The organism is Rhodococcus sp. NPDC056516 (genome assembly GCF_042794655.1).
GTDB lineage: Bacteria > Actinomycetota > Actinomycetes > Mycobacteriales > Mycobacteriaceae > Rhodococcus_F.
This window is the reverse complement of sequence record NZ_JBHTTG010000002.1, coordinates 523,457-537,888: the sequence shown is the minus strand read 5'-3', so window position 1 is coordinate 537,888 and position 14,432 is coordinate 523,457. Positions and strand designations below refer to the sequence as shown.

At 64.3% G+C, this 14,432-nt stretch carries 12 protein-coding genes; 8 read left to right on the top strand and 4 right to left on the bottom strand.

Going from position 1 to position 14,432, the window contains the following annotated elements; genetic code table 11:
- Window positions 1–37: 37 nt before the first annotated feature.
- The 5 genes from ACFQ6Y_RS07520 (at window position 38) to ACFQ6Y_RS07500 (ending at window position 5,543) form a co-directional block, all read left to right on the top strand.
- A complete protein-coding gene (locus ACFQ6Y_RS07520) occupies window positions 38–709 on the top strand; it encodes a class F sortase (RefSeq protein WP_378445783.1) in 672 nt (223 codons plus the stop codon).
- Window positions 710–741: 32 nt separating this feature from the next.
- On the top strand, window positions 742–1,611 hold the full coding sequence (dapF, locus tag ACFQ6Y_RS07515; protein ID WP_378630668.1) for a diaminopimelate epimerase: 870 nt from the start codon (window positions 742–744) through the stop codon (window positions 1,609–1,611).
- Window positions 1,612–1,686: 75 nt separating this feature from the next.
- Window positions 1,687–3,162: a GTPase HflX gene (gene hflX / locus ACFQ6Y_RS07510; RefSeq protein ID WP_378445785.1), complete on the top strand. Its 1,476-nt coding sequence runs from the start codon at window positions 1,687–1,689 to the stop codon at window positions 3,160–3,162.
- Window positions 3,155–4,162 (top strand): hypothetical protein, encoded by a 1,008-nt coding sequence (locus ACFQ6Y_RS07505; protein ID WP_378630653.1) that lies wholly within the window; start codon window positions 3,155–3,157, stop codon window positions 4,160–4,162. Before hflX ends, ACFQ6Y_RS07505 begins: the two co-directional genes overlap by 8 nt.
- 55 nt (window positions 4,163–4,217) lie before the next feature.
- A complete protein-coding gene (locus tag ACFQ6Y_RS07500) occupies window positions 4,218–5,543 on the top strand; it encodes an alpha/beta hydrolase (protein ID WP_378630651.1) in 1,326 nt (441 codons plus the stop codon).
- Window positions 5,544–5,582: 39 nt separating this feature from the next.
- On the opposite strand, the gene ACFQ6Y_RS07495 is transcribed toward ACFQ6Y_RS07500, so the two are convergent.
- From ACFQ6Y_RS07495 to ACFQ6Y_RS07480, 4 genes are all read right to left on the bottom strand, one after another.
- Window positions 5,583–5,840, bottom strand: a complete 258-nt coding sequence (locus ACFQ6Y_RS07495) for an HPr family phosphocarrier protein (RefSeq protein ID WP_003942144.1) — start codon at window positions 5,838–5,840, stop codon at window positions 5,583–5,585.
- A gap of 85 nt (window positions 5,841–5,925) precedes the next feature.
- Window positions 5,926–8,010 (bottom strand): fructose-specific PTS transporter subunit EIIC, encoded by a 2,085-nt coding sequence (locus ACFQ6Y_RS07490; protein ID WP_378630649.1) that lies wholly within the window; start codon window positions 8,008–8,010, stop codon window positions 5,926–5,928.
- An 18-nt stretch (window positions 8,011–8,028) separates the two neighbouring features.
- Window positions 8,029–9,024: a 1-phosphofructokinase family hexose kinase gene (locus ACFQ6Y_RS07485; protein ID WP_378630647.1), complete on the bottom strand. Its 996-nt coding sequence runs from the start codon at window positions 9,022–9,024 to the stop codon at window positions 8,029–8,031.
- The gene (locus tag ACFQ6Y_RS07480; RefSeq protein ID WP_317554800.1) at window positions 9,021–9,788 is read right to left on the bottom strand and encodes a DeoR/GlpR family DNA-binding transcription regulator; all 768 of its coding nucleotides are present in this window, start codon (window positions 9,786–9,788) and stop codon (window positions 9,021–9,023) included. The genes ACFQ6Y_RS07485 and ACFQ6Y_RS07480 overlap by 4 nt, the downstream gene beginning before the upstream one ends.
- A 191-nt stretch (window positions 9,789–9,979) precedes the next feature.
- On the opposite strand from ACFQ6Y_RS07480, the gene ACFQ6Y_RS07475 reads away from it, so the two are divergent.
- The 3 genes from ACFQ6Y_RS07475 (at window position 9,980) to ACFQ6Y_RS07465 (ending at window position 14,341) form a co-directional block, all read left to right on the top strand.
- On the top strand, window positions 9,980–11,653 hold the full coding sequence (locus ACFQ6Y_RS07475; protein ID WP_378545477.1) for a putative PEP-binding protein: 1,674 nt from the start codon (window positions 9,980–9,982) through the stop codon (window positions 11,651–11,653).
- 75 nt (window positions 11,654–11,728) lie between these two features.
- A complete protein-coding gene (locus ACFQ6Y_RS07470) occupies window positions 11,729–13,009 on the top strand; it encodes a uracil-xanthine permease family protein (RefSeq protein ID WP_378445791.1) in 1,281 nt (426 codons plus the stop codon).
- Between the two features lie 189 nt (window positions 13,010–13,198).
- A complete protein-coding gene (locus ACFQ6Y_RS07465) occupies window positions 13,199–14,341 on the top strand; it encodes an acyl-CoA dehydrogenase family protein (RefSeq protein WP_378630645.1) in 1,143 nt (380 codons plus the stop codon).
- The last annotated feature ends 91 nt before the right edge of the window (window positions 14,342–14,432 follow it).

The window sequence follows — 14,432 nt, the reverse complement described above, 5'->3', positions numbered from 1 at the left end:
ATCCGTTTCGCGATCGACGGAGTGAAGGGCAACGAACATGGCGCAGACCGGGACACACGCGCGTCCGACACGTCGACGCGCAGGCCGGTTGCCGCTGGTTCTTCTGCTCGTCACATTTCTTGCTGTCGGCGGGGTGTTGATCTACTTTGCGGTGAGTGCGGCCGGGAAACCCATCAGCGCGCCTGTTCCCGAAGCGCCGTTCGACGTAGGAGCCCCAACCGATCCGGGGGCAACGTGGGCGCCCGCACCCACAGATCTACCGCCGAACACCTTGGCGATTCCTGACCTGGATGTGCGTGCCGACATCGTGACCAGTGGGTTCGGCGCGAACCGCGGAATGATCCTTCCTCATCCTGACAAGGTCTCGCACTTCACCAACGGTGTGCAGTTCGGATCTTCGGAGGGTACGAATCTTGTTGCCGGTCACGTCGACGACGGTGATCGCACACACGGCGCTTTGTGGGCGCTGCACCAGATCGAACCGGGAACACCGATCTACGTGAGCGACGACGCCGGAACGATGTTCACCTATCACGCAGCGAGCCTGAAACTGTACGAAAAGGTGGCTTTGCCTGCGGAGTTCTTCTCCGAAACTGGTGCGCCCAGGCTGGTCCTCGTGACCTGCGGGGGCGAGACGGTGCCCGACCCCTCGTTGCCTTCCGGATTCACGTACGAACAGAACGTGGTGGTCACCGCGTTACCCGCGTAGGTCGGTCGGTACGTCCGGATAGGATGGCGACCATGGATTTCAGTAAGGGCCACGGCACGCAGAACGACTTCGTCGTTCTCCCTGACCTCGACGTTCGGATCGATCTCGAACCGGCGCGGGTTTCCGCGTTGTGTGATCGTCAGCGTGGTCTCGGCGCCGACGGCATCCTCCGCGTTGCGCGGGCAGGCGCTCTGATGGACGCGGGCGTGCTCACCGCGCTTCCGGACGGCGTCGCTGCTGAAGACTGGTTCATGGATTACCGCAACGGCGACGGATCCACCGCGGAGATGTGCGGAAACGGCGTTCGCGTGTTTGCGCACTATCTCAAGGCCTCCGGCCTGGAGAGCAGGGACGAGTTCGTGGTCGGCAGCCGCGCGGGAGCGCGTCCGGTCGTAGTGCACAGCTACGACGCCACACGCGGCGACGTGACCGTGGCGATGGGCCCGATCAAGGACCTCGGCACCATTTCGGCAACAATCGACGGCCGCGTCTTCTCCGGCGTCGGCATCGACGTCGGCAATCCGCATTTGGCGTGTGTCGACGAGCATGTGACGGCCGAGGTTTTGAGTGCACTCGATTTAACTGTCTCTCCGGGCTTCGACCCCGGGTTCTTCCCGCACGGGGTCAACATCGAGATCGTGACACCGATCCACGACGGTGGGGTCCACATGCGCGTTCACGAGCGCGGTGTGGGTGAGACTCGTTCCTGCGGAACCGGAACGGTCGCGGCTGCGGCTGCGGCGCTGAAGTACGACGGCCGCGAGGAGGGTTCGGTCCTGGTGCGCGTCCTCGGCGGCGAAGTGCAGGTCACCGTCGAAAGCGGCGAAGGGTCCTTGCGAGGGCCCTCGGTTCTGGTGGCGAGCGGAACGATCAGCGACGCCTGGTGGCAATCGCTTGTGTGATAACGCCCGCGTGAAATACGCCTGCAGGAAATACGGATGCATCGTGTCAGGGTTTCGTGGGACCATGGATCTTGTATGACGAACACACAGGAAAACGAAGAGTCCACTGCTCGCGAGCAGTCCGAGTACGCGCAGGCCGAATACACGGCAGCGTCCGCATCGGACAACCCGTCGACCGGTGAGATGCAACTCGCAGATCGCGGCGCCCTACGCCGCGTGGCCGGTCTGTCGACCGAGCTCGAGGACGTCACCGAAGTCGAGTACCGCCAGCTTCGACTCGAAAGAGTTGTCCTGGTCGGCGTCTGGACGCAGGGAACAGCCGAGCAGGCTCAGGCGAGCATGACCGAGTTGGCCGCACTTGCCGAGACGGCCGGTTCCGAGGTCCTCGAAGGACTGGTCCAGCGGCGCGACAAACCCGACGCCGCCACGTACATCGGTTCCGGCAAAGCGCAGGAACTGCGCGAAGTCGTGTTGGCGACCGGTGCCGACACTGTCGTCTGCGACGGCGAACTGACGCCGGCCCAGCTCACCGCACTGGAGAAGATCGTCAAGGTCAAGGTCATCGACCGGACGGCTTTGATTCTTGATATCTTCGCCCAACACGCCACCTCCCGTGAAGGTAAGGCGCAGGTCGCGTTTGCTCAGATGGAGTACATGCTCCCGCGTCTGCGTGGTTGGGGCGAGTCGATGTCTCGTCAGGCCGGTGGCCGCGCCGGAAGCAACGGCGGCGTGGGTCTACGTGGTCCGGGTGAAACCAAGATCGAGACGGACCGTCGCCGTATCCGTGAGCGCATGGCAAAACTTCGCCGCGAGATCAAGGGCATGAAGGCCGCTCGCGACACCAAGCGCACACGTCGACTGCAGAGCGACATCCCGTCGATCGCCATCGTCGGATACACGAATGCGGGCAAGTCGAGTCTGCTCAACTCGCTCACCGGATCCGGTGTGCTCGTGGAGAACGCGTTGTTCGCCACGTTGGACCCGACAACCCGACGCGCTGCGCTCGACGACGGCCGTGAGTACGTACTCACCGATACGGTCGGTTTCGTGAGGCACCTTCCGACTCAGTTGGTCGAGGCATTTCGCTCGACCCTCGAGGAAGTGACCGACGCGGATCTGCTGCTACACGTCGTCGACGGCTCGGATCCGTTGCCGACCGAGCAGATCAAGGCTGTGCGGGAAGTTGTGACCGACGTTCTGCGTGAGACGGATTCGAAGGCTCCCCCGGAGTTGATCGTGGTCAACAAGATCGACGCGGCAGATCCGGTTACCTTGACGCAACTGCGTGGTCTGCTGCCGGGCGCTGTGTTCGTCTCGGCGCGGACCGGCGAGGGAATCGCCGAACTGCGAGCACATCTCAGCGAGGTTCTGGTTCGGCCGGAGGTCGAGGTCGACGTGCTGGTGCCGTATACGCGCGGTGATCTGATGGCTCGAATCCACTCGGACGGAACGATCTTGGAATCGACTCACGAAGAGGCGGGGACGCGGGTGCACGCACGCGTGCCGCAGATGTTGGCCTCGGCTTTGGTGGAGTACGCACCTAGTGCGTAGTTTCGGCGCAGTGGTCTCGGCGCTTGCTGTGACCACTGCGACTGTGCTGCTTCCCGGAGCGCTTGCACAGGCGTCGTCGTTCGAACCGAGCGAGTTCGCCCCGCTCTGTACACCTACTGATCCTGCGCTCCAGGAGTTGTCGGGGATGGTCGTCGTCGACGATCGGATCTACGCGATGGGCGACGGCGGCAGTGACGACTACGTGTTCGAGATGGATCTGAATTGTGTTGTCCAGAAACAGATTCCGGTCCCGATCGATCCCTACGACGTCGAAGATCTTGCGGTCAGTGGTCGGACGCTCGTTCTGTCGGACACCGGAGACAACCTCCGAACCCGCGAAACGGTGGCGTTCATCACGATGGACCTCGATTCCGGTGACGGTACGTTGCACCGCCTCACGTACCCGGACGGTGCGCACGACACCGAGTCGATTCTGCTCGACCCCAACGGCCATGTCTTTGTCGTGACCAAGGAATTGTTCGGCGAAAGCAGTGTCTACACACCGGTCGGGGATCAGAAACTGAGTGACTTGGCGCAGCCCGGCCCGACGCCGCTCGAGCGCGTCGGAGCGGTGTCCCTCGGACCGGAGAAGCCCGTGTCGGTGATGTTCACGGGGGGAGCGGTGTCGTCGGACGGTTCGGCGATCGCACTTCGGAGTTACTCCGACCTGTACCTGTACGAGGTCGTGGACGGCGGAATCGGCGCGACGCTCACCGGTACCGAACCCCTGCGGATCCCGCTCCCGACGGAGCCTCAGGGTGAGGCGGTGGCATTCAACAATGCGGGCGATGTTCTGATCGGTTCGGAATCTGCCGGTGGAGCGTTGCCGCCGGTGTACGTGATGCGCGCGCTCGTGGACGCGACGGAAGCGACGGCTGACTCGTCTGCCGGTTCGGTCGGTGTCGGGGTCGATCCGTGGACATTCGTGTGGGCTGGACTGGTCGCGGCAGGATGTGCGATCGGGGCCGTGGCGTTCGTGAGATTACGACGACGCCGCTGATTCCCGAAAATTCGACGAATTCGCAGACCGCCGGTAGATGTGGATACTGGAACGAATGCACGGGCATCAACTCCTGACGCGGCTCTCGCGTATGTCACTCGAGCACGGACACATCACCGCCGCGCTGCTCGTGGGTTCCGTCATCGTCGGCGTAGGTGCGCTGCTTCTGCTTCGGTGGTTGCCGCGTAGGGCCGCGTTAGCCGCGCTGGGTCTGTCGGTGGGCGGGTCGGCCATCGCTGCGATGTTGGTGTGGCTCAGCTTTCGGCCGTTGCCCGCGCAGCTACCGGCGTCGAGTTTTGTGTGGATAGCGCTGGCGATGTTCGGAGTCGTCGGCGCCGCACTTGTTCTCCTTCGGCGCCCGGGGCTTGCGCGTGGTCTTTCGGTGACGGCATTCGCCGGGCTGGCCGCGATCGTCGCGGTAGGTCAGGTCAACGCTGCGACCGGCACGTATCCCACACTCGGCTCACTGGTCGGGCACTGGCCGGTCGGCTCGGTCGAGAATGTTGCCTTCGATTCACTCCCCGGGTCCGAACCTCGGGTGCAGCGGGGACTGCCCACCGAAACTCATTGGCAGGTTCCGGTGCGGATGCCAAGCAACGGTGTCGTGACGGAGGCGGCGATTCCGGGAAACATCTCGGGATTCGACGCGAGGCCTGCGACGCTGTATCTCCCGCCGGCCTACCTTGCCGATCCGCGTGCCGAGTTGCCCGTCCTGGTGTTGGTGGCAGGTGAGCCCGGCAGCCCCAGCGACTGGCTCGACAGTGGCCGGCTCGCGACCACCGTCGACGCCTATGCGTCGAGGCATTCCGGGCTTGCTCCCGTGGTGGTGGTCCCTGACGCGTTGGGGGACTACGACGCCAACCCCGGTTGCATGGATTCTGCGCTCGGCAACGTCGCGACGTATCTGGACCAGGACGTCCCGAACTGGATCGAATCGAACCTTCAAGTGAATCCGGATGCAGCTCAATGGGCAATCGGCGGGTTTTCCTACGGCGGAACCTGCGCGATCGAGATGGCCGTGAACTTCCCGGACCGATATCCCTCGTTCCTGGACTTCTCCGGCCAGGACGAACCGTCGACCGGTGATCACGAGGACACCGTGGCGGCCATGTTCGACGGTGACGAAGACGCGTTCGACGCGGTCAATGCCCGAGACCTGATGGCGCAGAATCGGTATCCGCAGTTGTCGGGTGTATTTGTCGCGGGTGAAGACGACGACATCTACCGTCCCCAGCAGGAGAGAATGTTCGAGGCTGCGCGCGCCGCCGACATGAACGTGGAGTACTACACCCTCCCCGGTGGACACTCGGGTGATGTGTGGGGCACTGCTCTGGAACTCGAAATGGACTGGCTGGGCCGGACACTCGCACTGACTCCGTGAGAGTGTCCGGCCCACTACACAGCACCGGCGGAAATCGGGTCAAGCGTCGAGATCAGCGGCTACCAGTTCGGCGACCTTGGCGAGCGCGTCGGCGTCGTCGGATTCGATCGTGACTTCGGTGTCCTTGGCGGCTCCGAGCGTCATGATCATCAGTGCCGAACCTGCATCCACGGGTTCGCCGTCGGCGACGGCGAGGGTGACCGTGGCGCCGGAGGCTCCGACTGCTTCGGCGATGAGGGCGGCGGGACGGGCGTGAAGGCCGACTGCGGAACCGACGGCAACTGTCTTGCTGGGCATGGGATCTCCTCGTTGTAGAGCTGTCGTTGCGGACGTTTTGGGGTGTTCGGGCGAATCTGGTGACTACAGTGTTGCCTGCTGTCGATCATGCCGCAGCGGGCACGATTTCGGGGTCGAGTTCGGCATCGGAGGGCCCCTTGCGGAAGAACTCCTTGGCTCCGACGACAGCGAGCGCAGCTACCACCGTTCCCGCGGCGAGTGAGACGAGGAACCAGCCGATGCCGCCGACTGCGAAGAAGACGAAGATCCCGCCGTGTGGAGCGCTGAGAGTGACGTCGAAAGCCATGATCAGTGCGCCGGTGACTGCGCCGCCCGCCATCATAGAGGGGATCACGCGAAGCGGGTCGGCAGCGGCGAACGGAATCGCGCCCTCGGAGATGAATGCTGAACCGAGCAACCAGGCAGCCTTACCGTTCTCACGTTCGGCTTCGCTGAAGAGCTTGGGACGCAACACTGTCGAGGCAAGTGCCATGGCGAGCGGCGGAACCATACCGGCGGCCATGACTGCCGCCATGATGCGCAAGGTGGCGGGGTCGTTGACATTGAGTCCGGCGACGGCGAACGCGTAAGCCGCCTTGTTGACCGGTCCGCCGAGGTCGAAGCACATCATCAGGCCGAGAATGATGCCGAGGAAGATGGCCGAGCTGCCGGACAATCCATTGAGCCAGTCGGTGAGACCGGAGGTGATCGCGGCGAGCGGACGACCGAGGACGATGAACATCAGCGCTCCCACGACCAGCGTCGCGAAGAGCGGAATGATCACCACTGGCATCAGACCTCGCAGCCACTGCGGGACGGCGATCCGGCCGATGTAGAGCGCGACGACACCGGCGATGAGACCACCGACCAGGCCGCCGATGAAACCGGCACCGACGAACACGGCGACCGCGCCGGCCGTGAAGCCGGGAGCGATGCCAGGCCGGTCGGCGATGGCAAAGGCGATGTAGCCGGCCAACGCGGGGACCAGGAAGCTGAATGCCAACGAACCGATCTGGAACAGCACTGCGCCGAGATAGGTGGCCAGGCCACCGTCGGGAAGGTTGGTGATCGAGTTGTTGAGAACGATGTCCTTGGCAGGACCGGAGATCTCGTATCCACCGAGCAGGAAGCCGAGTGCGATCAGCAGACCGCCGGCCGCGACGAACGGGATCATGTAGCTGACACCGGTCAGGAGGACCTGACGGAGGTGGGTGCCGAACCCTACGGAACCGGCGTCGGAATCCGCAGCCGCGGCGGCAGTGCCGTCCACGGTGGCGGCGGCGGGATTCTCGGAGGCGCGCAATGCTTCTGCAAGCATCTTGTCCGGCTCGTTGATCGCCCGTTTCACACCGGAAGCGACGACGGGTTTGCCGGCGAATCGTTCGCGGCCCTTCACCCCGACGTCGGTGGCGAAGATGACAGCGGCGGCTCCGGCGATGACGGACGGGTCCAGCGGGGTGCTTCCGCTCGAGCCCTGCGTTTCGACGTGAACCTTGACGCCGGCGCGTTCACCCGCGGCGACGAGTGAGTCCGCCGCCATGTACGTGTGAGCGATTCCGGTCGGGCAGGCGGTGACCGCGACGATGTGACGCTCCGCGGTCGCTGGTGCCGGGGTCTCGTCGGTGGCGTGTTTCCCGGTGGAAACAGGTGACTGGGGCGTCACTGCTGCGGTCTTCGGGGCGGAATCCTTCGGTGTGGGGTCCTTCGGTGCGGGACTGAGGACCTCGTCGACCAAGCGCACGATCTCGTCCGGCGTCGCTGCTTCACGAAGTGACGTGACGAACGCAGGCCGAACGAGTGCTCGGGCCAAGGAGGAGAGCAGCTTCATGTGCTCGGCTCCGGCGCCTTCAGGTGCCGCGATCAGGAAGACCAGATCGGCGGGGCCGTCGGGTGCACCGAAATCGACCTTCGGATCGAGTCGAGCAAACCCCAGGGACGCGGCCGAGACGGCCTCGGCGCGGCAGTGAGGAATTGCGATTCCGCCGGGCAGTCCGGTCGCGGACTGCGCTTCGCGAGCGAGTGCTGCATCGACCAGTCCCGCGGCGTCGCTCGCCCGACCCGCAGCAGTCAATCGCGCTGCAAGAGAACGAATGACATCTTCCTTGGTCGAGCCCAGGTCGGTGTCGAGTGAGATCAGTTCGGGACTGATGATCTCCGGGCCGGAACTGCCGGCTGCGGTGGTATCGGACATGTCAGGTTCCTTAGGGCGTCAGGCGAGTTCGGTGGGGACGGGGAGGGGAGAGGAGGTATCAGCTGCAGATACCGAAACCGCTGCCAGATCGATCTGTTCGGGCGTGGGAAGGGTTGTGCCGGGAAGGGAGGCAGCGGCGCTTCCGTAGGCGACCGCGTGACGTAGCCGCTCGGATTCCGAGCCGCCTCCCGCTTCGGCGAGGATGTAGCCGGCCAGCGACGAATCGCCTGCGCCGACGGTACTGACTGCGACAATCGGAGGAGCGGTGGCGATCCACGCGCCGTCGGCCGTGACGAGGACCGCACCGGCTGCGCCGAGCGTGGCGAGCACACTGCCGACGCCGCGATCGACCAATCGCTGTGCCGCCGTGATTGCAGGCCCGGTATCGCCGTTCTCTGCAGCACGTTCGAGGACGTGGCCGTCGACGCCGGTGAGTTGCGCGAGTTCCTCGCCGTTGGGTTTGAGCAGGTCAGGTGCCGAGCCGGGGAACCCGTCGGCGAGTGCCGTCAGCGGGGCGTCCGAGGTGTCGACCGCTACCTTGCACGGGTGATCGCGCAGCGCAGCGACAAGTTCGCCGTACCAACCGAGCGGAACGCCGGGGGGCAGCGATCCGGACAGTGCGAACCACAGCGCGGTATCGGCGCGAGCGATCAACTCCTGAGCCAAAGCGTCGAGCGTCGAACCGGACAGTGTTGCGCCGGGCTCGTTGATCTTCGTCGTGGTCCCGTCTGGTTCCGCGATGGTGATGTTGGTGCGGGCCAGACCCGTTGTGGCGACGCCGATGTGGGGAATCCCACCGGCGGCGAGCGCCGAGAGTAAGGGATCGCCGCCGTTCCCCGGTAGGACCGCGAGGACGTCGAGGTCGGCTGCGGCGAGAACACGCGCGACGTTGACCCCCTTGCCGCCTGGGTCACTGCGAGTGGAGTGCGCGCGTAGGACGGAGCCTCGTTCGAGCCGTTGCTCGAGTTGCACGGTCCGATCGATACTCGGGTTGGCTGTCAGTGTGACGATCATGCGATCACCACCTCGATTCCGTGGTCGTGGAACTCGGATGTGTCTGTGGGACTGATGTCTTCGTCGGTGATGAGGACGTCGATGCTGTCGAGTGGGGCGAAGCTGATCAAGTGTTCGCGGCCGACTTTGGTGGAGTCGGCCACGACTACAACATGATTGGCGGCTTTGACCATCGCTCGTTTGACCGCAGCCTCCTCGCTGTCCGGGGTGGAGAGTCCGTGCCCGACGCTGATCGCGTTGGTTCCGATGAAGGCGACGTCGACCCGCAACGTGCTCAGCAGTCGTAGGGCGTCCTCGCCGACCGCGGCTTGCGTCACCCCGCGTACTCGTCCGCCGAGCAGGATCAGGGAAATCGAGTTCATCGACGCCAGTCGTGCGCCGATCGGGACGGAATTGGTGACGGCTGTGAAGTCGTTCTCGGTCGGTAGTTCGGGGATCATGCGGCCCGTGGTCGTGCCCGCGTCGAAGATCACGCTGCCGCCGGTGGGGGGAAGGTAGGTGACCGCACAGCGGGCGATCCGGTCCTTCTGTTGCGCGCGGGTCTGATCGCGTTCCGCCATACCCGGTTCGGTCACGTGGAGGGATCCGGTCGGAACGGCGCCGCCGTGCACGCGCCTTATCTGTCCGATCCGTTCGAGGAAGGCCAGATCGCGACGCACGGTCTCGGTGGTTACACCGAAGGTCTCCGACAGAGCCGCCACGGACATGCGTCCGCGCTGCGACACCATGGTGCCGATCGCTTGTTGGCGTTCTTCCGCGTACACGTTCACTCCGATTCCGAAATGTGATCCGACGGTGCGGTGTGGATCACAACGAATGTTGCTTTATGTTGTTTTACGCCCGAGTGTGTTGACATGTCAAGAGTTGGGAGTAATCTTCGTCACAACGAAGGTGTGGGCTTTACGCGCTCGAGGTGCTCCGGTGTGACACCGGGCCCATCGCTCAAGGAGGACAGATGACCGAACAGCTCAATCGCATCACCGTGCACGGCACTCCCGTCGTGCCCGGAATTGCCTACGGCCCGGCTATCTGGCCGTCCAGCCGACCAGAACTCGTCACCGATGCGCCGGCCCTCGACGAGGCGGATCGAGAGGCCGCCGCCGATGCCTTCGCCGCAGCGGCGAAGGCTGTCGAGAACCGCCTTCTCGGACGGGCAGCCGAAGCCACGGGCGCAGCCGCAGAGGTCTTGCAGGCCAACGCGGCCATGGCAGCCGATCGCGGCTGGATCGGAGCGGCCAAGAAGTCGATCGCGGGCGGAGTTCCTCCGGTCCAGGCGGCGATCGCGGCGACGGAGCAATTCGTGGTGTTGTTCACCAAGGTCGGCGGTGTGATGGCCGAGCGCGTCACCGACCTCGAGGACATTCGCGACCGCGTGATCGCAGAACTCTCCGGATTGCCCGAACCCGGAGTTCCGATGCCCGAGACGCCGTCGGTGCTGTGCGCGGACGACCTTGCTCCCGCCGATACCGCCGGCCTCGATGCAACCAAGATCATCGGACTCGTGACCATCTACGGCGGCCCGACCAGCCACACGGCGATCATCGCGCGGCAGTTGGGCATCCCGTGCATCGTGGCCGCGAAGGAATTGGAATCCGTACCGGCAGGAACACCGATTCTGATCGACGGAACCACCGGCGACGTGATCGCGGAGCCGGATCCCGAGCAGGCGCGCGAACTGGTCGAGCAATCCCGAATCGATCGCGAACGCGTCAGCACGTGGACCGGACCCGGCCGGACGTCGGACGGCCGGCCGGTAGACGTCCTCGCCAATGTCCAAGACGGCGCCGGCGCTCGGGCCGCGGCGTTGACCGCAGCGGGAGGCATCGGGCTCTTCCGGACCGAACTCTGTTTCCTCGGCCGTGAGACCGAACCGACCGTTGACGAGCAGGCGGCAATCTACGCCGAGGTTCTCGAGGCCTTCGCGGGCAAGAAGGTCATTATTCGCACGTTGGACGCGGGTTCGGACAAGCCACTCAAATTCGCCAACCACCAAGAGGAAGCGAATCCGGCACTCGGCGTTCGTGGGGTCCGAATCGCCTGGCAGGACATGGGGATTCTCGACCGCCAACTCGACGCGATCGCCGCAGCAGCGGCGTCGACGAACTCTTCGCCGTGGGTCATGGCGCCGATGATCGCCACCCCGGCTGAAGCACAACGCTTTGCCGACGCGGTGCGAGCGCGCGATCTTGTTCCCGGAGTGATGGTGGAGATCCCGGCGGCGGCGCTGCTGGCCGACCAGATCCTCGAACACGTCGAGTTCCTCTCGATCGGCACCAACGACCTTGCTCAGTACACGATGGCCGCTGATCGGATGTCTTCCGAACTCGCCGACCTGACCGACCCGTGGCAGCCCGCCGTGCTCGCCCTGGTGGCGCGTACGGCCCAGGCTGGTCAGGCGGCAGGCAAGCGCGTCGGGGTCTGCGGTGAGGCGGCTGCCGATCCGCTGTTGGCATGCGTACTTGCCGGTCTCGGTGTTTCGTCACTGTCGTGTGCTGCGGCGTCGGTTGCCGGGGTGGGAGCGAAGGTCGGGTCCGTCACCATGGCGCAATGTGAGGCGGCTGCGGCGGCGGTGCTGGCAACCGGTGATCCGGTGGCGGCACGCAAAGCGGCGGCTGACGCAATCAGCTGAAGCGGTTTCGTCGGTCTCGGTCGGCGAGCGAGTGCCTGACCTCTAGTATTTCGACCTGTGATCGAACGAGAAACAATGACCGGGGCCGGCGGAATCGGCTGGACTGTCCATGGAGACGGCAAGCGGATCGCCGACGGCGCCGTCGTGGCGCCGGATGAACGACTGAGTTGGCCGCGCACCATCGGGATCGGGATGCAGCACGTCATCGCGATGTTCGGAGCGACACTGCTCGTTCCGACCATCACGGGTTTCCCCGTCACCACGACGCTGTTGTTCTCGGGTATCGGCACCGCGCTGTTCCTGCTCATCACCCGGGGCCGGATCCCCAGCTACCTCGGTTCGTCCTTCGCGTTCATCGCCCCTCTGACAGCGTCGGCAGGATCGGGGCCGGCGGCACAGCTCGGCGCCGTCATGGCTGTCGGCATCGTGTTGATGTTGATCGGCGTCGCCGTACGTCTGATCGGCGGTCGGGTCATCGACGCGGTCATGCCGCCGGTGGTGACGGGTGCCGTCGTCGCGCTGATCGGTCTCAACCTCGCTCCGACCGCGGCCGGTTCCTTCGAGTCGCAGCCGTTGATCGCCACGGTGACGCTCTTTGCGATCCTGCTCGTCACGGTCGTGGGGCCCGGTCTGCTCGGCCGGTTGGGCATTCTCGTCGGCGTAGTGATCGGCTGGGTCTTCGCCGCGGTCGTCGGCGGACTCGACAGTGAACGAGTGTCGGCTCTGCGTGATGCGGACTGGTTCGGGCTGCCGAGTCTGCACGGTCCGTCGTTCGACTGGTCGGTGATCGTGCTCGCGCTGCCCGTGGTGATCGTTCTGGTCGCCGAAAACGTCGGACACGTCAAGGCGGTGTCCGCCATGACAGGTAAGTCGCTCGACGACCTGGCCGGCAACGCACTCTTTGCAGACGGCCTCGCCACTACCTTGGCAGGTGCCGGTGGTGGTTCCGGAACCACCACGTATGCCGAGAACATCGGCGTGATGGCAGCGACGCGCGTGTATTCGACCGCTGCGTACTGGGTAGCCGCCGCCACCGCTGTGATCCTGGCATTCTCGCCCAAGTTCGGTGCGCTGGTCTTCACGGTTCCGAACGGGGTCATCGGCGGCGCGACGATGGTGCTCTACGGCCTCATCGGCATTCTCGGTGTGCGTATCTGGATGGACGCGAAGGTCGACTTCACCGATCCGGTCAACCTGACGGTCGCCGCGGCAGCGCTGGTCGCCGGCATCGGGAACTTGACGTTGACCATCGGTTCGGTCGAGTTGGGCGGCATCGCCTGGGGGTCGATCGGCATCCTTGTCGCGTACCCGATCATGCGGTATCTGGCCAAATTCCGTACTTCGAGTAACAGATAACCGCTACAGTCACGAATCGTGATCGTTCGGGTCATCGACGGGTATCGCAACAGGTTCTACCGTCGGAGGCAGTGACGTGGGCCCGCGAACTTCGGCGTGCCCGGTCTCAGCGTAAACATCCCGACCGGGTACATCATCCCCACCGGGTACATCACTGAAGTGCCGTTTATCGAATTGCAAGGAGTCGGCGTGGAGCGCACCCTGTTCGAACCGGAACATGATCTCTTCCGGGAGTCGTACCAGAAGTTCTTGGCACAGCACGTTGCACCGAACCACGAGAAGTGGGAAGTACAGAACATCGTCGATCGTGATGTCTGGGTCGAGGCCGGAAAGCAGGGCTTCCTGGGAACCGCGGTACCCGAGGAATTCGGCGGCGGCGGCGTCAAGGACTTCCGCTACAACGCGATCATCACCGAGGAAACCACCAAGGGTGGCTTCAGTGGTATCGGCTTCACACTGCACAACGACGTGGTGGCGCCATACCTCCTCGACCTGAGCAATGACGAGCAGAAGCAGCGTTGGCTGCCCGGATTCGCGTCGGGCGAGCTGATTTCCGCGATCGCGATGACCGAACCGGGTACCGGTAGCGACCTGCAGGGCATCAAGACCAAAGCGGTTCGCGACGGGGACCACTGGGTTCTCAACGGCTCGAAGACCTTCATCACCAACGGCATCAACGCCGACATCATCATCGTCGTCGCCTGTACCGACCCGGACAAGGGAGCGCAGGGCTTCAGCCTGCTCGTCGTCGAGCGGGACATGCCGGGCTTCGAGCGTGGACGCAACCTCGACAAGATCGGTATGAAGGCTCAGGACACTGCCGAACTCAGCTTCACCGACGTCCGCGTTCCCGCCGCCAACTTGCTGGGCGAAGAGGGAATGGGCTTCTTCTACTTGATGAAGAACCTTCCCCAGGAACGACTCTCGATCGCAGTTGTTGCCGCTGCCGCAATGGAATCGGTTCTCGAGAGCACGATCCAGTACTGCCGCGACCGCAAGGCATTCGGCAAGTCGATCGGCAGCTTCCAGAACACCCGATTCGTACTGGCCGAACTGGCAACGGAGACCACCGCGGTGCGCATCCTGGTGGACAAGTTCATCGAGCAGCTCAACGCCGAGAAGTTGACCGTGCAGGAAGCTGCGATGGCGAAGTGGTGGACCACCGAAGCTCAGGTCAAGCTGATCGACCGCTGTCTCCAGCTGCACGGAGGCTACGGCTACATGAAGGAATACCCGGTTGCCAAGGCGTACATGGACTCTCGTGTGCAGACCATCTACGGTGGCACCACCGAGATCATGAAGGAGATCATCGGGCGGTCGCTGAATCTCTGATTCGGGTGAAGCGCCGCTGATCTCTGTGAAGCGCTGATCGACAAAAAGACTGTGGGCCCCGGCATCAGCCGGGGCCCACAGTCTGGTGATC